This is a genomic window from Actinacidiphila sp. bgisy160 (assembly GCF_057707815.1).
On the sequence record NZ_JBYIQW010000001.1, the window covers coordinates 386,869 to 408,987 of the forward strand.

23 protein-coding genes and 1 riboswitch are annotated in these 22,119 nt (G+C 75.0%); of the genes, 12 read left to right on the forward strand and 11 right to left on the reverse strand.

The genetic code is table 11. From position 1 onward, the window contains the following. Positions 1-173: 173 nt before the first annotated feature. Genes AC3EUJ_RS01850 through AC3EUJ_RS01865 form a run of 4 tightly spaced genes read right to left on the reverse strand, consistent with a single transcriptional unit; the run spans position 174 to position 3,344 of the window. Positions 174-1,259 (reverse strand): ABC transporter ATP-binding protein, encoded by a 1,086-nt coding sequence (locus AC3EUJ_RS01850; RefSeq protein ID WP_431959066.1) that lies wholly within the window; start codon positions 1,257-1,259, stop codon positions 174-176. Beyond that, positions 1,256-2,077, reverse strand: a complete 822-nt coding sequence (locus AC3EUJ_RS01855; protein ID WP_431959228.1) for an ABC transporter permease — start codon at positions 2,075-2,077, stop codon at positions 1,256-1,258. The genes AC3EUJ_RS01850 and AC3EUJ_RS01855 overlap by 4 nt, the downstream gene beginning before the upstream one ends. A 29-nt stretch (positions 2,078-2,106) precedes the next feature. Next, positions 2,107-2,934, reverse strand: coding sequence for a molybdate ABC transporter substrate-binding protein (gene modA, locus AC3EUJ_RS01860; RefSeq protein WP_431959067.1), 828 nt, complete (start codon positions 2,932-2,934; stop codon positions 2,107-2,109). Further along, entirely contained in the window at positions 2,934-3,344 is a 411-nt protein-coding gene (locus AC3EUJ_RS01865) for a TOBE domain-containing protein (RefSeq protein WP_431959068.1), read from the reverse strand. Before AC3EUJ_RS01865 ends, modA begins: the two co-directional genes overlap by 1 nt. A 558-nt stretch (positions 3,345-3,902) precedes the next feature. On the opposite strand from AC3EUJ_RS01865, the gene AC3EUJ_RS01870 reads away from it, so the two are divergent. From AC3EUJ_RS01870 to AC3EUJ_RS01880, 3 genes are all read left to right on the forward strand, one after another. Further along, on the forward strand, positions 3,903-4,307 hold the full coding sequence (locus tag AC3EUJ_RS01870) for a pyrophosphohydrolase domain-containing protein (RefSeq protein ID WP_431959069.1): 405 nt from the start codon (positions 3,903-3,905) through the stop codon (positions 4,305-4,307). 282 nt (positions 4,308-4,589) lie between these two features. Continuing rightward, positions 4,590-4,988 carry a DnaJ family domain-containing protein gene (locus tag AC3EUJ_RS01875; RefSeq protein WP_431959070.1) on the forward strand — a complete coding sequence of 133 codons (399 nt, stop codon included), beginning with the start codon at positions 4,590-4,592 and terminating at the stop codon, positions 4,986-4,988. Positions 4,989-5,132: 144 nt separating this feature from the next. Next, positions 5,133-5,993, forward strand: a complete 861-nt coding sequence (locus AC3EUJ_RS01880) for a YhjD/YihY/BrkB family envelope integrity protein (RefSeq protein ID WP_431959071.1) — start codon at positions 5,133-5,135, stop codon at positions 5,991-5,993. On the opposite strand, the gene AC3EUJ_RS01885 is transcribed toward AC3EUJ_RS01880, so the two are convergent. Both AC3EUJ_RS01885 and AC3EUJ_RS01890 read right to left on the reverse strand, forming a co-directional pair. Continuing rightward, positions 5,963-6,388, reverse strand: coding sequence for a DUF7144 family membrane protein (locus tag AC3EUJ_RS01885; protein ID WP_431959072.1), 426 nt, complete (start codon positions 6,386-6,388; stop codon positions 5,963-5,965). The genes AC3EUJ_RS01880 and AC3EUJ_RS01885 overlap by 31 nt on opposite strands. 26 nt (positions 6,389-6,414) lie before the next feature. Continuing rightward, on the reverse strand, positions 6,415-6,900 hold the full coding sequence (locus AC3EUJ_RS01890; RefSeq protein ID WP_431959073.1) for a hypothetical protein: 486 nt from the start codon (positions 6,898-6,900) through the stop codon (positions 6,415-6,417). A gap of 96 nt (positions 6,901-6,996) precedes the next feature. On the opposite strand from AC3EUJ_RS01890, the gene AC3EUJ_RS01895 reads away from it, so the two are divergent. From AC3EUJ_RS01895 to AC3EUJ_RS01920, 6 genes are all read left to right on the forward strand, one after another. Next, on the forward strand, positions 6,997-8,295 hold the full coding sequence (locus AC3EUJ_RS01895; RefSeq protein WP_431959074.1) for a hypothetical protein: 1,299 nt from the start codon (positions 6,997-6,999) through the stop codon (positions 8,293-8,295). 117 nt (positions 8,296-8,412) lie between these two features. Beyond that, positions 8,413-10,227, forward strand: a complete 1,815-nt coding sequence (locus tag AC3EUJ_RS01900) for an APC family permease (RefSeq protein ID WP_431959075.1) — start codon at positions 8,413-8,415, stop codon at positions 10,225-10,227. Between the two features lie 151 nt (positions 10,228-10,378). After that, a complete protein-coding gene (locus AC3EUJ_RS01905) occupies positions 10,379-11,089 on the forward strand; it encodes a response regulator transcription factor (RefSeq protein WP_431959076.1) in 711 nt (236 codons plus the stop codon). Further along, positions 11,086-12,585, forward strand: coding sequence for a sensor histidine kinase (locus tag AC3EUJ_RS01910; RefSeq protein WP_431959077.1), 1,500 nt, complete (start codon positions 11,086-11,088; stop codon positions 12,583-12,585). Before AC3EUJ_RS01905 ends, AC3EUJ_RS01910 begins: the two co-directional genes overlap by 4 nt. Before the next feature lie 47 nt (positions 12,586-12,632). After that, complete coding sequence (locus AC3EUJ_RS01915) at positions 12,633-13,031, forward strand: hypothetical protein (protein WP_431959078.1); 399 nt, start codon at positions 12,633-12,635, stop codon at positions 13,029-13,031. Further along, complete coding sequence (locus tag AC3EUJ_RS01920; RefSeq protein WP_431959079.1) at positions 13,028-13,246, forward strand: hypothetical protein; 219 nt, start codon at positions 13,028-13,030, stop codon at positions 13,244-13,246. The genes AC3EUJ_RS01915 and AC3EUJ_RS01920 overlap by 4 nt, the downstream gene beginning before the upstream one ends. Here the strand turns inward: AC3EUJ_RS01920 and AC3EUJ_RS01925 are convergent, their stop codons facing one another. Then, positions 13,247-14,191, reverse strand: coding sequence for a ribose-phosphate diphosphokinase (locus tag AC3EUJ_RS01925; RefSeq protein ID WP_431959080.1), 945 nt, complete (start codon positions 14,189-14,191; stop codon positions 13,247-13,249). 164 nt (positions 14,192-14,355) lie between these two features. Here AC3EUJ_RS01925 and cbiE point away from each other — a divergent pair, with 164 nt between their 5' ends. Continuing rightward, positions 14,356-15,594, forward strand: coding sequence for a precorrin-6y C5,15-methyltransferase (decarboxylating) subunit CbiE (cbiE, locus tag AC3EUJ_RS01930; protein ID WP_431959081.1), 1,239 nt, complete (start codon positions 14,356-14,358; stop codon positions 15,592-15,594). Further along, positions 15,591-16,361 carry a precorrin-4 C(11)-methyltransferase gene (cobM, locus tag AC3EUJ_RS01935; RefSeq protein ID WP_431959082.1) on the forward strand — a complete coding sequence of 257 codons (771 nt, stop codon included), beginning with the start codon at positions 15,591-15,593 and terminating at the stop codon, positions 16,359-16,361. The genes cbiE and cobM overlap by 4 nt, the downstream gene beginning before the upstream one ends. Before the next feature lie 131 nt (positions 16,362-16,492). Here the strand turns inward: cobM and AC3EUJ_RS01940 are convergent, their stop codons facing one another. Next, a complete protein-coding gene (locus AC3EUJ_RS01940) occupies positions 16,493-17,635 on the reverse strand; it encodes a cobalt-precorrin-5B (C(1))-methyltransferase (RefSeq protein ID WP_431959083.1) in 1,143 nt (380 codons plus the stop codon). Between AC3EUJ_RS01940 and AC3EUJ_RS01945 the strand changes: the two genes are divergently transcribed. Beyond that, a complete protein-coding gene (locus AC3EUJ_RS01945; RefSeq protein ID WP_431959084.1) occupies positions 17,615-18,373 on the forward strand; it encodes a cobalt-precorrin-6A reductase in 759 nt (252 codons plus the stop codon). The genes AC3EUJ_RS01940 and AC3EUJ_RS01945 overlap by 21 nt on opposite strands. A gap of 31 nt (positions 18,374-18,404) precedes the next feature. Here AC3EUJ_RS01945 and AC3EUJ_RS01950 read toward each other — a convergent pair whose 3' ends face one another. The 3 genes from AC3EUJ_RS01950 to cobG are packed head-to-tail and all read right to left on the reverse strand — an operon-like array spanning position 18,405 to position 21,900. Then, complete coding sequence (locus tag AC3EUJ_RS01950) at positions 18,405-19,847, reverse strand: precorrin-2 C(20)-methyltransferase (protein ID WP_431959229.1); 1,443 nt, start codon at positions 19,845-19,847, stop codon at positions 18,405-18,407. A 50-nt stretch (positions 19,848-19,897) separates the two neighbouring features. Further along, entirely contained in the window at positions 19,898-20,530 is a 633-nt protein-coding gene (locus AC3EUJ_RS01955) for a precorrin-8X methylmutase (protein ID WP_431959085.1), read from the reverse strand. Then, entirely contained in the window at positions 20,527-21,900 is a 1,374-nt protein-coding gene (gene cobG, locus AC3EUJ_RS01960) for a precorrin-3B synthase (RefSeq protein ID WP_431959086.1), read from the reverse strand. Before cobG ends, AC3EUJ_RS01955 begins: the two co-directional genes overlap by 4 nt. A gap of 128 nt (positions 21,901-22,028) precedes the next feature. Further along, a riboswitch (cobalamin riboswitch) is annotated at positions 22,029-22,113 on the forward strand. The last annotated feature ends 6 nt before the right edge of the window (positions 22,114-22,119 follow it).

The window sequence follows — 22,119 nt, forward strand, 5'->3', positions numbered from 1 at the left end:
ACCATGTCCAGCGCGCCCGGGCCCGCCATCGATGCCGAGCAGCAGCCCCGCCTGCGGACTGCGCGCGAGGTGGTGCCCGGTGTCATGGATCCGGGCGGGGTGCCGCGGGAGCCTCTTGGCGTCCTCTTGCCGCCGGGCGGCGCGCTCCTGACGCCGTCCTGACCCGTCAGGGTTCAGGCCGGATAGGCGTGTGTCTGGGCCGCCTTGACGGTGGCCCACACCCCGGCGCCGGGGTGCAGCCCGAGTTCGGCGGTGGCCGCCGTGGTGAGGTCGGCGGCGAGCGGGAGTTCGCCGGTGACGTCCACGCGGATCTGGTCCCCGTGCGACTCCAGGCCCGCGACCCGGCCCTGCCACAGGTTGCGGGCGCTGGAGCCGGTGGGGCGGTCCCGGTGGAGGGTGACGGCCCCGGGCGGGAAGGCCACGAAGACGGGGCCGGACAGCTCCTCGGTGGTGGTGATGGCCGGTCCGCCGTCGATTCGTACGGTGTGCCCCTCGGCCCGGCCCCGGTAGAGGTTGAGCCCGACGAGGTGGGCGATGTAGTCGGTGCGCGGGCGGCGGGCGATCTCGGCGGGGGTGCCCTCCTGCGCGGAGCCGCCGTGCTCGATGACGACCAGCCGGTCGGCCAGCACCATGGCGTCCAGCGGGTCGTGCGTGACCAGGACGGCCACCGCCTCGAAGTCGGCCAGGTGGCGCCGGAGCCGGGAGCGGACCTCCAGGCGGGTGCGGGCGTCGAGCGCGGCCAGCGGCTCGTCCAGGAGCAGCAGCCGCGGCCGGATGGCCAGCGCCCGGGCGAGGGCGACGCGCTGCGCCTGGCCGCCGGAGAGCCGGCGGGGCCGCGCGGCGGCGTGCTCGGCCAGGCCCATGCGCTCCAGCCACGCGGCGGCCTCGGCGCGGGCCCGTGCCTTCGGCACGCCGTGGCAGCGCGGGCCGAAGGCGATGTTGTCCAGCGCGGACAGGTGCGGGAAGAGCAGGTAGTCCTGGAAGACGACGCCGACCGGGCGGGTCTCGGGGGGTGTGCCGTCCAGGGCGGCGCCGTCCAGCCGCAGGTGGCCGGCCGTGAGTGGGGTCAGCCCGGCCAGGGCCCGCAGCGCGGTGGTCTTGCCCGCGCCGTTGGGCCCGAGCAGGGCGAGCACCTCGCCGGGCGCGGCGCTGAGCGTCACATCGAGACGGAAGGCGCCGCGGTCCACGACCAGCCGGGCGTCCAGGCCCTCCGGGGCCGGGCCGCCGGTGGTCGCCGGTGCTTTGTCCAGGGAGGTCATGGCGTGGTCATCCAGCGGTCGCGCAGCCCGGCGAGGACCGCGATCGAGACGGCGAGCAGCACCAGGCTGAGCGCGATGGCGGCGGCCGGGTCGCTCTGCAGGGCGAGGTAGACGGCGAGCGGCATCGTCTGCGTACGGCCGGGGAAGTTGCCCGCGAAGGTGATGGTGGCGCCGAACTCGCCGAGCGCCCGTGCCCAGGCCAGGACGGCCCCGGCGGCGATGCCCGGGGCGATCAGCGGCAGCGTCACCCGGCGGAAGGCGGTGAAGCGGGAGGCGCCGAGGGTGGTGGCGGCCTCCTCGTAGCGCGGGTCGGCGGCCCGCAGGGTGCCCTCGACGCTGATGACCAGGAACGGCATCGCGACGAAGGCCTCCGCGACGACGACGCCCGCCGTGGTGAAGGGCAGCGTCACCCCGAACCACTGGTCCAGCCACCGCCCGGCGATGCCGTTGCGGCCCAGCGCCAGGAGCAGCGCCACACCGCCCACCACGGGCGGCAGCACCAGGGGCAGCGTCACCAGGGCGCGCACCAGCCGGCGCCCGGGGAACTCGGTGCGGGCCAGCAGCCAGGCCAGGGGCACGCCCAGCACCAGGGCCACCGCGGTGGCGAGGGTGGCGCAGATCAGGGAGAGCCGCAGCGCCTGCCACACCCCGGGGCTGGTGAGCTGCGCGGGCAGTTCGCTCCACGGGGTGCGGATCAGCAGCCCGGCGAGCGGCAGTACGAGGAAGACGAGACCGAGCAGGGCGGGCAGCAGCAGCGGCAGGGGCACCGGGGAACGGTGTCCCTGCCGGCGGCCGGCGCGGCGCGGCCGGGACTGCAGGAAGTCGGGCGCGCGGCTGCTGTGGTCGTTCACGGGTTCAGGAAGCCGGTCTCGGTCAGCACCTTCTTGCCCTCGTCGGACCGGACGAGGGCGATGAAGGCATTGGCGGGCCCGGCGTTGGGCGCGTCCTTGAGCAGGACGATCGGGTAGTCGTTGACGGCACCGGCGGACTCGGGGAACTCCACGCCCTCCACCTTGCCGGCGGCCGCCTCGACGTCCGTCTTGTAGACCACGGAGGCGTCGACCTCCTTCAGTTCCACCTTCGTCAGGGCGCTCTTGACGTCCTGCTCGTAGGAGACCGGGGTGAGTCTCAGGCCGGCGCCGTCCAGCGCCTTCCGCGCCGCGGCGCCGCAGGGCACCTCCTTGGCGCACAGGGCGACCTTGATCCCGGACTTGGTGAGGTCCTTGAGGGACGAGACGTCCTTGGGGTTGCCCGGGACGACCGCGATCTCCAGCTGGTTGCGCGCGAAGGTCGCGGGCTCGCCGGCCGCGGCCTTGGCGTCGGTGACGATCTGCATGGTCTTGGGGGAGGCGGCGGCGAAGACGTCGGCGGGGGCGCCGGAGGTGATGCCGGCGGCGAGCGCGTCGCTGCCGCCGAAGTTGAAGGTGACCTTGGTATCGGGGTGGGCCGCCTCGAACTCCTTGCCCAGTTCGGTGAAGCTCTCCTTGAGGGAGGCGGCGGCGAAGACGGTGACCGTGCCCTTCAGGTCGCCCGCGGAGGACGCGCCCGCCGGGGGCGAGGACGGCGCGGAGGCCCCGGCGGAGCCGTCCGAGGACGAACAGGCGCTGAGGGCCAGCAGTACCGCGATTGCTCCGACGGCCGGCTGAAGGGTCCGGCGGAGCGTGGGAAGGGTCATCACAGGGCGGCTCCTCCCAGTCTCTGCGGTCTCTCGACGACCACGTTGGTCGACTTGATGACGGCGACCGCCGGGACGCCGGGCTCGAGCTTCAGCTCCTCGGCCGACTCACGGCTGATCATGGACACCACGCGGAACGGGCCGGCCTGGATCTCCACCTGCGCGGAGACGTCGCCGAGGAGCACCTCGGTGACGATGCCCGCGAAGCGGTTTCGGGCGGAGGAGCCGGTGCGCTCGCGTTCGGTGCGGTTGAACTCCCGGGCGAAGGAGGCCAGATCGGGGCCCTCGATGATGCGCCGGCCCTGCTCGTCGCGCTCCGCCCGCAGCCGCCCGGCGTCGACCCAGCGCCTGAGGGTGTCGGCGCTCACGCCCATCAATGCGGCTGCCTCGCCGATCCGGTAGGTGTGCATGACTCGATCATAGTGACGCGGATGCGAGGGGGAAGCCCCTCGCCGGATTGCACCAGCCGTAAAATGTGACGTGACAGGTCGCATGTGCGGTTCTCTGGCCGCCGTCCACGGGCACGGTGACCGGGGGAGGTGGAAGCCCGTGACGTGGTTCCCGCGCCGCCGCCGGAGCTCGCCGGCTTCACCTTGGGCGGCGACCTGGCCCGCCCGGCCCCGCTCACCGTGGCCGGCCTCCTGTGCGCCTGCCCCAACGCACGGCGCGGGTCGGCTTCGAGTGCCGGACCAGCGGCGTGCAGCACCGCCGTTTCGAGGGTGCCCGTTGCTTCACGAGGTGCTGTGCTCGGCCGGCCCGGCCGGGGCGCCGCCGCCGTGACCGGGGCGGACGGGCACCACGCGCTGCCGTCCTGGGCCGAGATCGCCCCGGACTTCGGGCAGGCCCATGTGCCGCTGTGCGGCCCGGCACATCGGCGCCGTCACCGCCATCCGCGTGGACGGGGAGTACGGCGGCGGGCCGGTGGCCGACGGCGACGGGGGGCTCCGAGCGGTACTACGATCGACGGAATGCGACCCTCCCCCGCCGGCCTGGTCCGTGAGTTCCACACCGCCTTCGGCCTCGACGTCCGCCCCCGCCCGACCGAGATCACGCCCGAGCACGCGGCGCACCGCCAGGACCTGCTCGCCGAGGAGGTCGCCGAGGTCGCCGAGGCCTCCGAGACCGGCCCCCTGGACCACCTCGCGCACGAACTGGCCGACGTGGTCTACGTCGCGTACGGCACCGCGCTGGTGCACGGCATCGACCTGGACGAGGTCATCGCGGAGATCCACCGTGCCAACATGAGCAAGCTCGGCCCTGACGGCCTGCCCACCCTGCGGGCCGACGGCAAGGTCCTCAAGGGCGAGCACTACCGGGCACCGGACGTCGCGGCGGTGCTGCGCGCCCAGGGCTGGACGCCCGCCGGGGAGTGACGCGGCGGCGCGGCGTGTGCGACCGTGAGCCATGCCGCTTCGCCAACCGGAGCACCTGGTGGCCCTCGCCAGGGAACGGCACGTCGCCCGCGTCGCCCGCGTCGCCCGCGCCGCCGGCGCCTGCCGCGCCGGCTGGAGGGCAGGCCGATCCGCGACGCGTACCTGATCGTCGCGGGCGGAGCACTGGCGGGCGCGGGGGCGCACTCGTACTCCGTCAGCGGTTGATCCGCCCGGCTGCCGGCCCCTCCCGTCCCGGTGGGGAGGGGAGGGAGAATCGATGCCATGACGGAGCGCAAGCCACCGGGCGTCCCCTTCGAGACCTGGGTCGACAAGCAGATCCGGGAGGCGGCGGAGCGCGGCGCCTTCGACAACCTGCCGGGGGCCGGGAAGCCGCTGGCGGGACTGGACCGGCCGTACGACGAGCTGTGGTGGATCAGGGAGAAGATGGCCCGCGAGGGGCTGTCCCACCTCCCGGCGAGCCTCAGGCTGCGCAAGGAGGTGGAGGACGCGATGGACGCCGCCTCCCGAGCCCCCTGCGAACCCGAGGTGCGCCGCATCGTCGAGGAGGTCAACGAGAAGATCCGTGCGGGCATCCGCACGCCCATGGACGGCCCGCCGTTCAGCCTCGTCCCGTACGACGTGGAGGACGTCGTCGCGCGGTGGCGCGCGGAGCGGGCCTGATCGCTCGCCCCGGGCGCTGACCCGGTCCCGGTTGCGGGGCCCGGAGGGCTGAAAAATAGTCGGACTGTGAAAGGGCGGCCACGGGTCAGCATCCCGGAGGGGCTCCGTGCGCGGTTCACGGACCTGCCTGGACGGGCGCGCGCCGTGCGGTCCGACGCGGAGCGGCGGTTCCCCATTCTCACCCGGCTCGCCGCCCGGCTGCTGAGCGTCAACGTGCTGGACGCGGCCACCCGGTTGGCCGCCCAGGCCTTTCTGACCGCCGTGCCGCTGCTGTTCGTCGTCGCGTCCTTCGCGCCGGAGGGCGTGCGCGAGGAGATGCTCGACTCGCTGGTGCGGGTGCTGGGGCTCTCCGGCCCCTCCCGCGAACAACTGCGCTCGGTCTACGAGTCCGATCCCGGGAACCTGCGGCAGACGGTGGGGGTGGTGGGCACCCTGATGACCCTGCTGTCGGCGACGGCCTGCAGCCGGGCGATGCAGCGGGTGTGCGAACGCGCCTGGCACCTGCCGAGGTCGGCGGCACGGATCGCGGCCTGGCGCTGGTTCGCCTGGGTGTGTGCGGCGCTGGTCTACCTGGTGCTCCAGGGGCCGCTGCGGGACGGCTTCGGCGCCGGCCGCTGGGTCGGCGTCCCGCTGTCGCTGGTGAGCGCGGTGGGGCTCTGGTGGTGGACCCAGCATCTGCTGCTGGGTGGGCGGATCGGGTGGCGGCCGCTGCTGCCGGGGGCGCTGCTCACCGCGGTGCTCCTGGAGGCGGCCCTCTTCGCCGCGCCGCTGTACGTGCCGACGGCGCTCAACCGCAGCATGCGGGCGTACGGCTCGCTGGGCTCGGTGTTCACCCTGCTGTCCGGGCTGATCGCGCTCTGCGTCGTGGCGACCGTGTGCCTGACGGTGGGGGCGGTGTTCCACGGCGACCGGCCCGCGGACGAGGCCGCGCCCACCGGGTCCGGCCCGCCGGGGGAGGGCCGGGCGGGCGGCGGTCAGGCGGCGGGTGAGCGCTCCGGCCGGTAGTGGGCGAGTGCCCAGATGATGAAGATGTCGAGCGCGATCAGGATGATCGACCAGAACGGCAGGTAGGGCAGGTAGAGGAAGCTCACGATGATGCCCAGGCCCGCCAGGACGACACCCGTGATGCGGGACCAGAGCGCGGCGCCGCTGAGGAGCCCGGTGCCCGTGATGACCAGGAGCACGCCGAGGACCAGGTGGATCCATCCCCACGCGGTCAGGTTGAACTTGTAGACGTAGTTGCCGATCCGCGCGTACACGTTGTCCGCGGCGATCCCCGAGATGCCCTGGAAGATGGCCAGGACGCCGTCGACGAGCAACAGGACGCCGGCGAAGGTGACGCCGCCGTACGCCCACGCGTTGCGGTTGCCGCTCTTGGGTGTGCTGCCGGTGGCTGCCATGGCTGCCTCCTCGCGGTGATGGTGCCTCAGTGCCGCAGCGCCCGTTCCACCTGGGCCTTGACCGTGCCCGTCAGGTCGCGGTTGCTGCGTACCGTGGCCTCGCCGGACTTCTGCGGGGCCACGTCGGCGACGTTGACCACGGCGGCGTCGAGGAGGTTCCCGCTCGTGTCGCGGAAGGTCACCTCGACGGTGTACGTGGCCTGCTTGTCGCTGCTGTTGGTGGCCGTGACCTTGGTGGTGGCCTTGCCGCCCTCCACCGTCACGGGGTCGAGCCTGACGTCGTCCTTCGCGTTGACGCCGTTCTTGATCTTCGCCAGCTGGGACTGTGCGGCGGCGGTCGCCGAGGCGACGGCCTCCGCGCCCTGGGACACCAGCGAGGACGCGGCGGACGCGGCCTTCGACGCCTTCTCGGCGGGGGTGCCCTCGTTGTCCGAGCAGGCGCTCGCGGCGAGCGCGGTGGCGGACAGCACGACCGCCGCGCACACCGCACGGCCCCGGTACGGCCTCGTCATTCCCTACCTCCACAGTTCCATGCGCCTCAAATGGCACATAACTCACAATACGGATTAAATTGCCGTGTCGCGTGGCGAAGGAGAGGCGGCGGTGGCATGGCGGATCCGACGCCGCCCGAGGGGCGTGACGCTCTCGGCGAGCTGCGCGCCCGGCTGTCGGCACTGGAGGCGCGGGAGACCGTTCGCGCGGGCGCCGGAGCGCAGGTCCCGCCGTCTCACCGGCGACGGCCCGTGCGGGCCTTCTTCTCCGCCCTGTTCATCGTCGTGGCCTGCGTCCTCGTGCCGCTGAGCGCGCTGGCCGTCTGGGCCGACTCCGAGGTCGGCGACACCGACCGCTACGTCGCCACCGTGGCACCCCTGGCGAGCGACCCCGCCGTCCAGAACGCCGCCGCCGACCGGATCACGTCCGTGGTGATGCAGCACATCGACGTGAAGAGCCTGCTCGACGAGGTCGCCCCGCAGGACCGCCCCCTCCTGGACCAACTGCTGGGCCGCGTCTCCGTCCCGCTGACCAGCGGCATCGAGAGCCTGGTGCACTCGACGGCGGAGAGGGTCGTGCGCAGCGACGCCTTCGAGACCCTGTGGATCGATGCCAACCGCAGGATCCACGACTCGTTGGACAAGGCGCTGACCGGCCAGGGAGGCGGCGCGGTCAAGCTCACCGACGACACCGTCGCCATCGACCTCGCGCCCGTCATCGACCGGGTCAGGCAGCGGCTGGTCGAGGCGGGCCTGACCATCGCCGCGAAGATCCCCGAGATCCACACGGACTTCACCGTCGTCCGCTCCGAGAAGGTCGGCAAGATCAGGACCGCCTTGCGGCTCCTGCAGCTCGCCGGGCTCTGGCTGCCGATCGTCACCGTCGTCCTCGCGGCCGCAGGGGTCCTGCTCGCCGTCCGCCGGCGACGCGCCCTGGTCGCCGCCGCGCTGGGCTTCGCCGCCGCCGCCCTCGTGCTGGGCGCGGCGCTGACCGTCTTCCGGGCGATCTATCTCGACGCGCTGCCCGCGAGCGTCGACCAGCAGGCGGCCGGAACGGTCTACGACACCCTGATCCGTTTCCTGCGCGGGACCGTCCGCGCGGTGTTCGTGCTCGGCGTCGTCGTCGCGCTCGGCACCTGGCTGAGCGGGCCCGGCCGGTACGCCCGCAGGACCCGCGGGGTGTGGGAGTCCGTACTGGGCGGCGCGGGCGACGCGGCGCACCGGGCCGGGATGCGGACCGGTCCCGTCGGCCCCTGGCTCGTGCGCCACAAGCTCCTGGTCGGCTGGATCGTCGTCGCGGCCGCGGCCCTCACGCTCGCCTTCTGGTCCTACCCGACCGGCTGGGTCGTCCTCGGGCTGGCCCTCGCCGTCGTCTTCGTCCTCGCCGCCGTGGAGTTCCTGGCCCGGCCCGACTGACCGCTCACCCGATCGGCCGCCCCGCGCTGCGCCGGAAGGACCGCCGCCCGAGGCTGACGGCAGAGCCCGCCGGCGGAGGAGACCAGCCATGAGCCAGACGCAGCCGGCGGGCGGGCGATGACCTTCGGACTGGCTCGCCGCCAGGTGCGGCCCAGGGTGCCGCTGCGGCACGGCGAGGGGGATCGCTCCCTGCTCACCAGCGCGCAGGGGCTGGCCGCGCTGTCGCTGGACGCCCTCAGCTCGGTGGCGTACGGCCCCGAGGCCATCGTCGTCGTGCTGATCGCCGCCGGGACCGCGGCCCTTACCGCGACGCTGCCCGTCATGCTGGTCATCGCGGGGCTGCTGGTCGTCCTGGTCATCTCGTACGGGCAGGTCATCGCGGTGCATCCGGACGGCGGCGGATCCTACGCCGTGGCCAAGAAGGACCTCGGCATGCGGGTGAGCCTGCTGGCGGCGGCCAGTCTGGTCGTCGACTACGTGCTCACCGTCGCCGTCAGCCTGGCCGCCGGCGCCGCCAGCCTCGCCTCGGCGTTCCCCTCGCTCACCCCGTACCTGCTGGAGATCTGCCTCGGCGGGCTGGCCCTGCTCACGGTGGTGAACCTGCGGGGCGTCGCCGACAGCGCCCGGGTGCTGATGCTGCCCGCGGTTCTGTTCGCCCTGTGCATCGGCGGGATCGTCGTCCTCGGCCTGCTGCGGTCCCACCCCGTGGCCGTCGTCGGCAGCGCGCAGCCCGTCCACGCCACCGAGGCGCTGAGCGTGCTGCTGGTCCTGAAGGCCTTCTCCTCCGGCTGTTCCGCCCTGACCGGGGTGGAGGCCATCGCCAACTCCGTGCCCTCCTTCCGGCCGCCCAAGGTACGCCGCGCCCAGCGCACGGAACTGATGCTCGGCGTGCTGCTGGGACTCATGCTGATCGGGCTGGCGTTCCTCATCCGCCGGGACGAGGTCGCCCCGCGCGGCGGCGTGACCCTGCTGGCCCAGCTGACCGCGGGCTCCTTCGGCACGGGATGGCCGTACTACGCCAGCAATCTGCTGGTCACCCTCGTCCTCGGCCTGGCCGCGAACACCAGCTTCGGCGGCCTGCCGGTCCTGATGAGCCTGCTCGCCCGCGACAACCGGCTGCCCCACGTGTTCGGGCTGCGCGCCGAGCGGCCCGTCTACCGCTACGGGGTCGTCGCCCTGGCGCTGGTGGCGGCGCTGCTGCTCGTCGCCGTCGACGCGCGGACGCAACGGCTCATCCCGCTCTACGCCATCGGTGTGTTCACCGGCTTCACCATCAGCCAGACCGGGCTCGTCCGGCACTGGGCGGGGGCACGCCCGCGCGGCTGGGCGAGGCGGGCGGCGCTCAACGGGCTGGGCGCCCTGCTGACCGCGCTGGCCGGGGTGATCCTGGTGACCACCAAGTTCACCGAGGGCGCGTGGATGGTCGTCGTCGTGGTGCCGCTGCTGATGCTGCTCTTCGCCCGCATCGAGCACTACTACGCGGAGGTCGGCAGGGAACTCGCCCTGGGCACCGTCCCCGACCGGCCGCGGCGCACCAACAGCCTGGTCATCGTCCCCCTCGGCGGGGTCAGCCGACTCGCCCGGCACGCGCTGACCGCGGCCATCGCCCTCGGCGACGAGGTCGTCGCTGTCACCGTCGAACCCGACCGGGCCAAGGCGCGCGAACTGCTCGACACGTGGGCCCGCTGGCAGCCGGGCGTCCGCCTCGACGTCATCGAGAGCCCGCACCGCTCCCTGGTGCTGCCGATCCTCTCCTACGTCCGCCGCATGTCGCAGGACGGCCGGCAGATCGCCGTCCTCATCCCCGAGGTCCAGCCGCGCCACGCCCGCTACCGCATCCTGCAGAACCAGCGCGGCATCCTCCTCGCCACGATCCTGCGCTCCCGCACCGACGCCGTCATCTGCCTCCTGCCGTACCGGCTGGACATCTGACGCGACGTGGGGCACCGGCGCGCGGAGCGGGGTGGTGCCCCGGGCGCTGGGGCCGGGGCCGGCGCGGCGACCGGGGCCGTGCGCGCACGCATGCCCCCCGGTCCGCACGGGGCCTCTTCGCGATCGGGTCGTTGCGCCTACCATCGCCGCCGTGAGAACCGATGCGCACACCGGCGGCCGGGTCCTGGTCGCCGACGACGACGCGGCCATACGCAGGTCCCTGCAACGGGGGCTGCGGCTTGACGGCTTCTCGGTGAGCCTGGCCGACGGGGGCAGGACCGCGCTCGCCGCCGTACGCGAGGGGGCGCCGGACGTGGTGGTCCTCGACATCTCCATGCCCGACCTCAGCGGGATCGAGGTGTGCCGCACGCTGCGCGAGGAGGACAACGACGTTCCCGTCCTGATGCTCTCCGCCCTGGACGAGGCGGCCGACCGGGTCGCCGGACTCCAGGCGGGCGGTGACGACTACCTGGTCAAGCCGTTCGCGCTGCAGGAACTGGTGCTGCGCCTGCGGGCGCTGCTGCGCCGCCGTCCCCCCGCCGCGGGCGGGCGGGTGCGCGCCGGGGGCCTGCTGATCGACCCCGCGACGCGCGAGGCCCGGCTGGACGGCGAGCCCCTGGCGCTGACCCGGCGGGAGTTCGAGCTGCTGGAGGTTCTGGCGCGCAACGCCGGTCTGGTGCTCACCCGTGACCAACTGCTGGACCGGGTCTGGGGCTACGACTTCGACGTGCGCACGGACGCCGTGGACACCTTCGTCAGCTACCTGCGGCGCAAGATGGAGGCGGGCGGCCGGCCGCGGATCCTGCACACGGTGCGCGGCGTCGGCTTCGTGCTGCGGGACGACCGGGACGACCTCTCGTGAGGCTGTCCACGCGGGTCGCGCTCGCCGTGGGCGTCGTCGTCCCGCTGCTCGTCCTGGCCTCCGGCGCGCTGCTGATCCGGCTGGTCGCCGCCGATCTGCACGCCCAGCAGGACGCCCATCTGCGGGAGCGCGCCACGGCCGTCGCGCCGGACGCCATGGCCCTGCTGCGGGCCACCGCAGCGGACCGCCCGGCGGCCGAACAGGCGCGTACCCGAAGGCTGTTCAGCTCCGCGCTGGATGTGGGCATCCGGCTGACCGGTCCCGGGGGCACGGTGTCCGGCGGCCCTCAGCCGGACGCGTCCGCGGCGCTGCCCGCCCGCGCGCCCTCACCGGTCACGATCCGGGCCGGCGGCACCCGCTGGCGCGTGCTGTCGGTGCCGGTGAACGGCGCCCGCAAGGGTGTCCGGGGCACGCTGTGGCTGTTCTCGCCGGACGCCGCCACGAAGACCCAGGTGCAGCAGGTGCGCCGCCGCGTGGTGACGGTGGCGCTGCTGGCCGCCCCCGTGTCCGGGCTGCTGGCCTGGGCCGCGGCGGGCCGTGCCGCCCGTCCGCTGCGCCGGCTCCAGCAGCGCGCGAGCGGCCTGGACCCGCGCGTCAGCGCCGTACGCCTGGACCACACCCCGGCCCGGATCACCGAGGTCGACGACCTGGCGCACACCCTCCAGACCGTGCTCGCCCGCTACGACGAGCAGGCCGCCAGGACCGGCGAGGCGCTCGCCACCGCCCGGTCGTTCGCCGCGGTCGCCTCCCACGAGCTGCGCAACCCGCTGATGAGCATGGGCACCAACCTCGACATCCTCGCCGGTCACCCCGGCCTGCCGGACGCCGAACGCCACGAGGTCGTGGAGGACCTGCGCGCCGAGCACGCCCGCGTGCTGGGACTGCTGGTCATGCTGCGCGTCCTCGCCCAGGGCGACCTCGTCGAGGAGGACGCCTTCGGCCCGGTCGACGCGGCCGAGCTCGTCGACGCCTCCGCCGCCGACCTGAGGCGCCGCCACCCCGGGGCGCGGGTCGAGGTGACGGCCGTGCCCGGGCTCCTCGTCCACGGCTGGGAGCAGGGGCTGCGCTCGATGACGGACAACCTGCTGGCCAACGCCGCCGTCCACGGCCGCGCCCCGGGAGGGCGACCGGACATCGAGGTGGCACTGCGGCGCAGCCGCGACGAGCGCGCCCCGTCCGCCGTCCTCACCGTCGACGACCACGGTCCCGGCATCCCGCCCGGGGCGCGGGCGGCCGTCTTCGCCCGCTTCCACCGGCGTGCGGACAGCCCCGGCTCGGGGCTCGGACTGACCCTGGTCGCCCAGCAGATCGCGCTGCACCGCGGGACGATCGCCGTGCTGGACCGGGCCGACGGCGCGCCGGGCACCCGCTTCGAGGTGCGTCTGCCGCTCAGCGGCGTCCGCGACGGCGAGCAGCCGACGCTGCCGCTGCCGCGCCGGGACTGGCTGTCCGGGCGGGCCGGGGAGCCACAGGATTTCCACAAAGACGCTCCCTAACGTCCGTCGCGAAGGCGCTCCGCGCTTCCGATCCGAAGGAGGACGTCATGCGACGCCGTACCACCGTGGTGGCCGTGGCCACCGTCGTCACCCTGCTGGGCCTCGCCGGCCCGGCCACCGCCGACGGCGCAGGCACCCCGTCCCCGGCCGCCACGCCCGCCGGGGACGGCGCCAAGGGCCTGTGCAAGCGCGCCGGGAAGATCGACGCCCGCATCGACCGGGCGCTGAAGCGGCTGAACGGGCCGGCCGCGCGGCGCGGTTCGATCGAGCGGCTGGAGAAGCGGGTCGCAGGCGCCAGGGCCGCCGGGCACGACGAGATCGAGACGTACCTCGACGACCGGCTGGCCTTCCGCAAGTCCCTGGTGCCGACCCTGGAGAAGCGCCGCACCGACCTGGCGCGGGTCCGCGACTGGTGCGCCTCCCACGGCAACGGCGCCGCCTCGTGACCCGCCGCGTCGCGGCACTGGCCGTGGCCGTGGCGGCGTGCGCGGGAGTGCTGACCGCCTGCGGACCGTCCGGCGGCTCCGCGTCCGCCCCGTCCGCCCCGGCGGCCGAGGCGCCGCCGGCACCCGCGGCGCCCTCGGAGTTCACCCGCATCGTCGACGACGCGGAGAGTGCCGCCGCCGCGGCGGACACCGACGCGGCGCGCGGAGACGGCTGATCAGGCCGGGTCGAACAGGGCGCTGACCGACTCGCCGTTGTGGATCCGCCGCACGGCCTCGGCCAGCGCTGGCGCCACGGACAGCACGGTCAGCTTGTCCGTGTGCTGCGCCTCCGGGACGGGCACGGTGTTGGTGCACACGATCTCCAGCACTTCCGGCTGCTCCGAAAGGCGCTTGAGGGCGCCCGCCGCGAACAGGCCGTGCGTGCAGGCGACGCGGACCGAACGGGCGCCGAGCTCGCGCAGCCGGTCCAGCAGTTCCAGGACCGTGCTGCCCTTGGCGATCTCGTCGTCCAGGACGATCACGTCCCGCCCGGCGACATCGCCGATCACGGAGCCGATGCTGACCCGGTCGTCGGCGAAGCGCTGCTTGGCCCCGGCCGCGACCTGCACCCCCAGCATCCGGGCGAAGGCGGCCGCCTCCTTGGCATTGCCCAGGTCCGGGGAGACGACGGTGGTGCGGGACAGGTCGTTGCCCCGGAAGTGCCCGGCCAGTTCGCGCAGCGCGTGCAGGTGGTCGACGGGGACGCTGAAGAAGCCGTGCACCTGCGGGGAGTGCAGGGTCATGGTGAGCACCCGGCTCGCGCCCGCCGCGACCAGCAGGTCTGCGACCAGACGCCCCCCGATCGAGATGCGGGGGGCGTCCTTCTTGTCGGAGCGCGCGTAGGCGTAGTGCGGCATGACGACGGTGATCCGGCCCGCGGAGGCGCCGCGCGCGGCGTCGCACATCAACAGCAGCTCCACCAGGTGCTCCTGGACCGGTGCCACCAGCGGCTGGATCAAGAAGACGTCCCGTTCCCGGCAGTTGGCCTGCAACTGCACTTCCAGGCAGTCGTTGGCGAAGCGGCTGACGCGTGCCGGGCTGAGCGTCACGCCCAGATGGGCGCAGAGCTCGGCCGCGAGTCGGGGGTGGGCACTGCCGCTGAAGACCGCGATGTCACGCACGGGGGCATCCTAAGGTCGGTCCCCGTCGAGTCGACGGCGGACGGCGGACGGCGGACGGCGGCCGTGCCCGTCCGCGGAGGCCCGGGCCCGTGGTCCACCTGGCCCGTCACGTAGAGTGCGGCTGCTGTGCCCGACCGTTTCCGCCGACTTCCGAGGTGACCGTGATGGACGACGACGCGTCCGCCCCCGTGGCCGTCGTCGGGATCGGCGCCGACGGCTGGGCCGGTCTGCCCGCGGCGTCGCGGGAGGCGCTCACCGGCGCCGGGGTCGTCATCGGCGGCCCGCGCCAGCTGGAACTGCTGCCCCCGGAGGTCACCGCCGAGCGGGTCGCCTGGCCGTCGCCGCTGCGCCCGGCCGTGCCGAGGCTGATCGCCGCCCACGCCGGGCGGCGGATCGCCGTTCTGGCCAGCGGAGACCCCATGTTCCACGGCATCGGGCGGACCCTCACCGAGGTGCTCGGCACGGACCGGCTGCGGGTGTTCCCGCATCCCTCGTCCGTGTCGTACGCCTGCGCACGGCTGGGCTGGGCGGTGGAGGACACCGACGTCGTGAGCCTGGTCGGGCGCCCGCTGCCCGCGCTGGCGGGCGCGCTGCACGACGGGCGCCGGGTGCTGGTGCTGAGCCGGGACGCGGACACCCCTGCCGCGGTGGCCGGGCTGCTGCGTGAACGGGGCTTCGGCGCCAGCCGGTTGCGGGTGCTGGAGCAGCTGGGCTCGACGCGGGAACGGATCCTGGACGGTACGGCGGATGCCTGGCCGCATCCGCCCGGCGATCCGCTGAACGTCGCCGCGGTGGAGTGCGCCGCGGCGTCGGCCGCGACGCGGCTGGGGCTCGTCCCGGGGCTGCCGGACGCCGCGTACGAGCACGACGGGCAGCTCACCAAGCGCCACGTGCGGGCCGCGACGCTGGCCGCGCTGGCGCCCGTGCCCGGTGAGCTGCTGTGGGACGTCGGCGGCGGCTCGGGCTCGATCGCCGTCGAATGGATGCGGGCGCACCGCGCCTGCCGGGCGGTCACCGTGGAGCGCGACCCCGTCCGCGCCGAGCGCATCATCCGGAACGCGGCCGCGCTCGGCGTCCCATCGCTGCGGGTGGTGACCGGCGCGGCCCCGGCGGCGCTGGACGGACTGCCCGTCCCCGACGCCGTCTTCGTCGGCGGCGGGCTCACCGCGCCCGGCCTCCTGGAGGCCTGCTGGACGGCGCTGCGGCCGGGCGGGCGGCTGGTCGCCAACACCGTGACGCTGGAGTCCGAGGCCCTGCTCGCCCGGTGGTACGCGACGCACGGGGGCGAACTCGTCCGGCTCGCAGTCGCGCACGCCGCCCCGGTCGGCGGCTTCACGGGCTGGCGCCAGGCCATGCCCGTCACCCAGTGGTCCGCCGTCAAACCCGCGGGAGCGCAGCCATGACCGTCCACTTCATCGGCGCCGGACCCGGCGCCGCCGACCTGATCACCCTGCGCGGGCAGCGGGTCCTGGCCCGCAGCAAGGTCTGCCTGTACGCGGGCAGCCTCGTCCCCCGCGAACTCCTCGAGCAGTGCCCGCCGGACGCCCGGCTGGTCGACACTGCTCAGCTGACGCTCGATCAGATCACCGAGGAACTGGTCCGGGCCCATGAGGAGGGCCACGACGTGGCCCGGCTGCACTCGGGCGACCCGTCCGTGTTCAGCGCCGTCGCCGAGCAGATGCGCCGCCTCGACGCGGCCGGCGTCCCGTACGAGGTCGTCCCCGGCGTCCCCGCGTTCGCAGCGGCGGCCGCGGCCCTCAAGCGGGAACTGACCGTGCCGACCGTCGGCCAGACCGTCATCCTCACCCGGATCGCGCAGCAGGCCACACCCATGCCGGAAGGCGAGGACCTGGCGACCCTGGGCCGCAGCGGCGCGCTGATGGTGCTGCACCTGGCGGCCCGCTACATCGACCGCGTGGTGGCCGAACTCACCCCGCACTACGGGGCGGACTGCCCGGCGGCCGTCGTCGCGATGGCCTCGCGCCCCGACGAGCTGGTGCTGCGCGGGACGCTCGAGGACATCGCGGAGCAGGTGAAGGCGGCCGGTGTGGTCCGTACGGCGGTCATCATCGTCGGCCGCACGCTGGGCGCGGAGCAGTTCCGCGACAGCCACCTGTACTCCGCCGAGCGCGTCCACCGCCACGCGGCCGACTGCGGCGCACCCTCCTAGGCGCGGGGCGGGGCCGGTGGGCTGGTGGTGGTGCCGGTGGGCGGCCGGCTTTCCCGCCGTCTCGCGCCTTCGGCGCGAAGCGGCGAGCCCGATCCGGCGCCGCACCGACCACGCCCCGCCCGCGGGGCGCCTCAGCCCGCGCGGCCGACGATGGTGCCGTCACGGTCGATGCAGAGGACGTCGACCGTGACGGGCGCCTCGCGCAGCACGCCCATGGCGGTGCGGCGGGCGGCCTCGGCGACGAGGTCGCCGAGAGGGACGCCGTGGGCGAGGCACGACTGGACGGCCTGGAGGCCCGTGTTGGCGGTGGCGACGGTCTCGGCCAGGGCCTCGTCGGCGCCGCCGCGCCGGGCCAGGTCCGCGAGGAAGGCCTTGTCGACCTGGGAGCGGGAGGAGTGCAGGTCGAGGTGGCCGGCGGCCAGCTTGGAGAGCTTGGCGAAGCCGCCCGCGACGGTGAGCCGCGGCACCGGGTGGCGGCGCAGGTACTTCAGCACGGCACCCGCGAAGTCCCCCATGTCCAGCAGCGCGTCCTCGGGCAGGCCGTGCACGGCGACGGCCACCTTCTCCGACGTCGCCCCCGTGCAGCCCGCGACGTGTGTCCGTCCGGCCGCACGTGCCACGTCCACCCCGCGCCGGATGCTGTCGATCCAGGCGGAGCAGGAGTACGGCACGACGATGCCGGTGGTGCCGAGCACCGACAGACCGCCGAGGATCCCCAGGCGCGGGTTCCAGGTGCGACGCGCCAACTCCGCGCCGCCGTCTATGGAGACGGTGATCTCGGCGTCGCAGGCGGCGCCGTACCGCGCGGCGACCTCCCCGAGGTGGTCGCGCATCATCGTGCGCGGGACGGGGTTCACGGCGGGCTCGCCCACGGCCAGCGGGAGCCCGGGGCGGGTGACCGTGCCGACCCCGGGGCCGGCGCGGAAGACGACCCCGCTGCCGGGGGCGCCGTGGCGCACGGTGGCCCGCACGAGTGCCCCATGGGTGACGTCGGGGTCGTCGCCGGCGTCCTTGACCACGCCGGCCGTGGCCCAGCCTTCGCCGAGCTCCTCGACCGCCAGGGCGAAGGCGGGCCGCTGCCCCTTGGGCAGGGTGATCGTCACCGGGTCGGGGAACCCGCCGCCCAGCAGGGCGGTGTACGCGGCGCTGGCGGCCGCCGTCGCGCAGGCGCCGGTGGTCCAGCCGTGCCGCAGCCCGGTCCGTTCCAGCTGGGCGCTCCGGCCGCCGCTCACGGCGCACCGTAGGGTGCGGGGATGACCGGCAGACAGCGGCACGTCCTCGTCCTGGGCGGCACCACCGAGGGGCGCCGCCTCGCGGAGGCGCTGGTCGCCGACCCGGCGGTGTGGCGGGTCACCAGCTCGCTCGCGGGGCGGGTGGAGCGGCCGCGACTGCCGCCGGGGGAGGTGCGCACCGGCGGTTTCGGCGGCCCCGCGGGGCTCGCGGCATGGCTGCGCGCGCACGCGGTCGACGTGGTCATCGACGCCACCCATCCTTTCGCGGGGACGATGTCCTTCAACGCCGCCGAGGCGGCCTCGGCCACCCATGTTCCCCTGCTCGCGCTGCGCCGCCCCGGCTGGGTCGCCGGTCCCGGCGACCACCGGCACCCGGTGGCCTCGCTGGAGGAGGCGGCCCGGGTGCTGCCAAGGCTGGGACGGCGGGTCTTCCTCACCACGGGCCGTACGGGGCTGGCGGCCTTCGCGGATGTCACGGACCTGTGGTTCCTGGTGCGTTCGGTGGACGCCCCCGGGCCGCCGCACCCGCCGTTGATGGAGGTGCTGCTGGACCGGGGCCCGTTCACCCTGGACGGGGAGCTGGAGCTGCTGCGCCGGCACCGGGTCGACGTGCTGGTCACCAAGGACAGCGGCGGCGCCGCCACCGCGTCCAAGCTGATGGCCGCCCGTGAACTGGGCCTGCCCGTGGTCGTCGTGGAGCGCCCGCCGGTCCCGGGGGGCGTGCCCGTCGTCCCGGACGTACCGGGCGCGCTGGAGTGGCTGCGCGCGCTGCCGGCCTGAGCGGGGCGACCTGACCGCGACCGCCCGGGCCTCAGGCCGGGTACCGCCGGGGCGTCCACACCACCGTGGTGTCGTCGCCGCGCCGTACCGCCCGCGTCTGTGACGAGCCGACGAGCAGCACGCACCGCATGTCGACGGTCGCCGGGTCCAGGTCCTCCAGCGTCGTGACGCGTACGGTCTGCCCGGGTCCGCCGACGTCCCGTGCGACGACCACCGGCGTGCCCGGCACGCGGCCCTCGCGCAGCACCTTCAGCGCGGTCTCCAGCTGCGTCCTGCGGCTGTGGGAGGCCGGGTTGTAGAGCGCGAGCACGAGGTCGGCGGCCGTGGCGGCGCGCAGCCGTTCCTCGACGACCGTCCACGGCTTGAGCCGGTCGGAGAGCGAGACGACCGCGTAGTCGTGGCCGAGGGGTGCGCCCGCGAGTGCCGCCGCCGACTGGGCGGCGGTGATGCCGGGCACGACCCGTACGCGGACGCCGAGGTAGGGCTCGGCGGAGGCGGCCTCCAGCACGGCCGTGGCCATGGCGAAGACGCCCGGGTCGCCGGAGGACACCACGGCGACCTTCCGGCCGCGCCGGGCGAGGTCGAGGGAGAACTCGGCGCGTTCGGCCTCGACGCGGTTGTCGGAGGCGTGCCGCCGCTGCCCGGGGCGGACCGGGACGCGGTCCATGTAGGTGGTGTAGCCGACGAGTTCGTCGGCCTCGGCGAGCGCGGACCTCGCCTCCGGCGTCAGCCACATGGGCCCGGCCGGGCCGAGCCCGACGACCACGACCTCGCCGTCCGCCGGGGACGGGTCCGCGGCGGGCCGCTCGTCGACGCGGCTGGGCAGCACCGCGACGGCGAAGTAGGGCACCGACTCCGGGTCGACGTCGGCCAGCCGCTCCAGGCGTTCGGCGTCCATGGTGGCGCGCTCGACGTAGTGCGCGTCCGCCAGCCGCCCGGCCCTCTCCAGGGCCCGGCGCACGGCGGGGAAGGTGCGGCCGAGCTTCATCACGGCCGCCGCGTCGGCGGTCGCGAGCCGGGCCGCGAGCTCCTCCTCCGGCAGCGTGCCGGGCAGGATCGTCAGGACTTCCTCGCCCTCCACCAGGGGCCGCCCGATGCGGGCGGCGGCGGCGCTGACGGAGGTGACGCCGGGGATCACCTCGGCCGGGTAGCGGTCGGCGAGCCGCTTGTGCATGTGCATGTAGGAGCCGTAGAAGAGCGGGTCGCCCTCCGCGAGTACGGCGACGGTGCGCCCGGCGTCCAGGTGCGCGGCGAGCCGCTCCGCCGACTCGGCGTAGAAGTCGTCCAGCGCGCCCCGGTAGCCGCCCGGGTGGTCGGTGGTCTCCGTCGTGATCGGGTACATCAGCCGCTCCTCGATCTGCTCGGGGCGGATGTGCGCCGCGGCGATGGAGCGGGCGATGCTGCGGCCGTGCCGGGCGCAGTGGTACGCGATGACGTCGGCGGAGCGGATGACGTCCACGGCCCGCACGGTCATCAGGGAGGGGTCGCCGGGGCCGAGGCCCACTCCGTAGAGACGGCCGGTGGTCACAGGATTTCGCTTTCCGTCGCAAGGGCGTTGAGGGCGGCGGCCGCCAGGGCGCTGCCGCCGCGTCGGCCGCGCACCACCAGGTGCTCCAGCCGGGAGGGGTGCGCGGCGAGGGCGTCCTTGGACTCGGCGGCACCGACGAAGCCGACGGGCACGCCGACGACCGCCGCGGGGCGCGGTGCGCCCGCCTCGATCATCTCCAGCAGCCGGAACAGGGAGGTCGGGGCGTTGCCGACGGCGACGACCGCGCCCTCCAGCCGGTCCCGCCACAGCTCCATGGCGGCGGCGCTGCGGGTGGTGCCGAGTTCGGCGGCGAGGGCCGGGACGGCGGGGTCGGAGAGGGTGCAGACGACCTCGTTGTCCGCGGGCAGCCGCTTGCGGGTGACGCCGCTGGCGACCATCTGCACGTCGCAGAGGATCGGCGCCCCGGCGCGCAGCGCGGCGCGCGCGTCCGCGACCACGGACGGGCTGTAGGCCAGGTCCCTGACGAGATCGGTCATGCCGCAGGCGTGGATCATGCGGACGGCGACCTGCGCCACGTCCGGCGGCAGGCCGTCCAGTTCCGCTTCGGCCCGGATGATGGCAAAGGACTGACGGTAGATCTCCGGTCCGTCCTTCTCGTACTCGATCACGTCGTCCTCGAAGGTGGTGGGGTACTGGTGCGGCGGGCGGTGTCCAGGGCGGCGGGCAGGTCAGTGGCGGTGGCGGCGGTGGCGGCGGTGGCGGCGGTGACGCCGCGGACGGCACCGGCCACGGCGACGCGGTAGCGGCCGTCGGCTCCGGCGACCACGTCGACCCACGAGCCGTCCGGGTGGCCGCAGCGGCGTTCGCAGCCGGAGAAGTGCACGGGAAGCAGGCGGTGTCCGGGCTCGGGGGCGGCCTCGCGCAGCGCGGCACGGGCGTCGGTACGCACGTCGGCCAGCGACTTGGCGCACCCCGGGCGTCCCGCGCAGGCGGTCACGCCGCGCCACGGGGAGTCCTCGCCGGTCAGGAACCCGGCCGCGGTGAGGCCCTCCGTCGCCTCCTGCGCGGTGGAGGGCGGCAGCCCCGGCAGGACGACGCCGCGCCAGGGGGTGACGCGCAGTTCGCCGGCGCCGGACCCGGCGACCCGCGCGAGAAGCCGCCACGCCCTGGTGGTGAGGCGGCCCAGGCGTACGCCGGCGGACAGCGCGCAGGTGGTCCCGTCCGGGTGCCGGACGAGGCCGGGCAGGGGCGGGCCGCCCGCGGTGTCGGGCACGGTGTCGTCCGCCGCTGGGCCGGACGCGGCGGGCGGAGCCCCCGCCGCGCGCAGCCGCGCGGCGGTTTCCGTCCCGGCGGGGTCGACGTCCGCGATCCGCCAGGCACGGGCGCCGCGTTCGGCGGCGAGCGTGAGGAAGCCCTCCGCGGCACGCACCGCCCAACGCGGCGCGTCGCCGGCCGGCACCTGGGCGACGGGCCGCCCGGCGAGGCGGAGTTCGGCCGCGGCGGCGTCGGGCCGCGCGATCAATGCCACATCGCCGCCGAGCGCTGCGGTGTCACCGCGGCCGTCGTCGAGGGCGAAGAGGAACCGTCCGGACAGTCCGGCTGCGGCCGCGCTCGCGCACAGCAGGGCGTCCAACTCCCGTATCCAGCCCCGCAGGTCACCGTGGCTGCGGCCGTCGAGCCCGGCGAGCGGCGAGGCGACGACGTTGCGGGCCCGTTCATGGGCCCATGAGGGCAGCAGTCCCGCCCGGCCGAGCAGCGCCGCGAGCTCCGTTCCGGCGCCGGGGTCGCGCAGCCCGCGCAGCTGAAGGTTCCCGCGGGAGGTGAGGTCGATGCGGCCGTCGCCGAGACGGTCCGCGGCGACCGCCACCGCCTCTGCCTGACGGACCGTCAGCAGTCCACCGGGGATGCGGATCCGGGCCAGTGCGCCGTCGTCCGCGGTGTGCAGCCGCAGCGCGCCGGGGCAGGCGTCGTCGCGTGCGCGCCCCGCTGTCGCTGCGGCGAAGGCGCCGCTCACGGGGGGATCGGAGGGCGACGGCATGGCCGCGAGCATACCCGCGGGTACTCCGGAGGCGTACGGGCCGCGGGGCCCCCAACGGCAGGCCCAGCCCTTAACATGCTGCGCGGGCAGGTCACCAGCCGCGCCCGACGCCATCGACGGCATCAGCGGAGGAAACCGGTGCGATTCCGGTGCGGTCCCGCCACTGTCACCGGGGCCGGCGCGCGAACGCCGGGCCTCGGGAGCCAGGAACTCCCGCCG

Bases quoted from the DNA above. Each gene is read 5' to 3' on its own strand.
- AC3EUJ_RS01850 (WP_431959066.1), bottom strand. From the start codon at position 1,259: ATGACCTCCCTGGACAAAGCACCGGCGACCACCGGCGGCCCGGCCCCG.
- modA (WP_431959067.1), bottom strand. From the start codon at position 2,934: ATGACCCTTCCCACGCTCCGCCGGACCCTTCAGCCGGCCGTCGGAGCA.
- AC3EUJ_RS01865 (WP_431959068.1), bottom strand. From the start codon at position 3,344: ATGCACACCTACCGGATCGGCGAGGCAGCCGCATTGATGGGCGTGAGC.
- AC3EUJ_RS01870 (WP_431959069.1), top strand. From the start codon at position 3,903: ATGCGACCCTCCCCCGCCGGCCTGGTCCGTGAGTTCCACACCGCCTTC.
- AC3EUJ_RS01875 (WP_431959070.1), top strand. From the start codon at position 4,590: ATGACGGAGCGCAAGCCACCGGGCGTCCCCTTCGAGACCTGGGTCGAC.
- AC3EUJ_RS01885 (WP_431959072.1), bottom strand. From the start codon at position 6,388: ATGGCAGCCACCGGCAGCACACCCAAGAGCGGCAACCGCAACGCGTGG.
- AC3EUJ_RS01890 (WP_431959073.1), bottom strand. From the start codon at position 6,900: ATGACGAGGCCGTACCGGGGCCGTGCGGTGTGCGCGGCGGTCGTGCTG.
- AC3EUJ_RS01895 (WP_431959074.1), top strand. From the start codon at position 6,997: ATGGCGGATCCGACGCCGCCCGAGGGGCGTGACGCTCTCGGCGAGCTG.
- AC3EUJ_RS01900 (WP_431959075.1), top strand. From the start codon at position 8,413: ATGACCTTCGGACTGGCTCGCCGCCAGGTGCGGCCCAGGGTGCCGCTG.
- AC3EUJ_RS01915 (WP_431959078.1), top strand. From the start codon at position 12,633: ATGCGACGCCGTACCACCGTGGTGGCCGTGGCCACCGTCGTCACCCTG.
- cbiE (WP_431959081.1), top strand. From the start codon at position 14,356: ATGGACGACGACGCGTCCGCCCCCGTGGCCGTCGTCGGGATCGGCGCC.
- cobM (WP_431959082.1), top strand. From the start codon at position 15,591: ATGACCGTCCACTTCATCGGCGCCGGACCCGGCGCCGCCGACCTGATC.
- AC3EUJ_RS01945 (WP_431959084.1), top strand. From the start codon at position 17,615: ATGACCGGCAGACAGCGGCACGTCCTCGTCCTGGGCGGCACCACCGAG.
- AC3EUJ_RS01950 (WP_431959229.1), bottom strand. From the start codon at position 19,847: ATGACCGTGCGGGCCGTGGACGTCATCCGCTCCGCCGACGTCATCGCG.
- cobG (WP_431959086.1), bottom strand. From the start codon at position 21,900: ATGCCGTCGCCCTCCGATCCCCCCGTGAGCGGCGCCTTCGCCGCAGCG.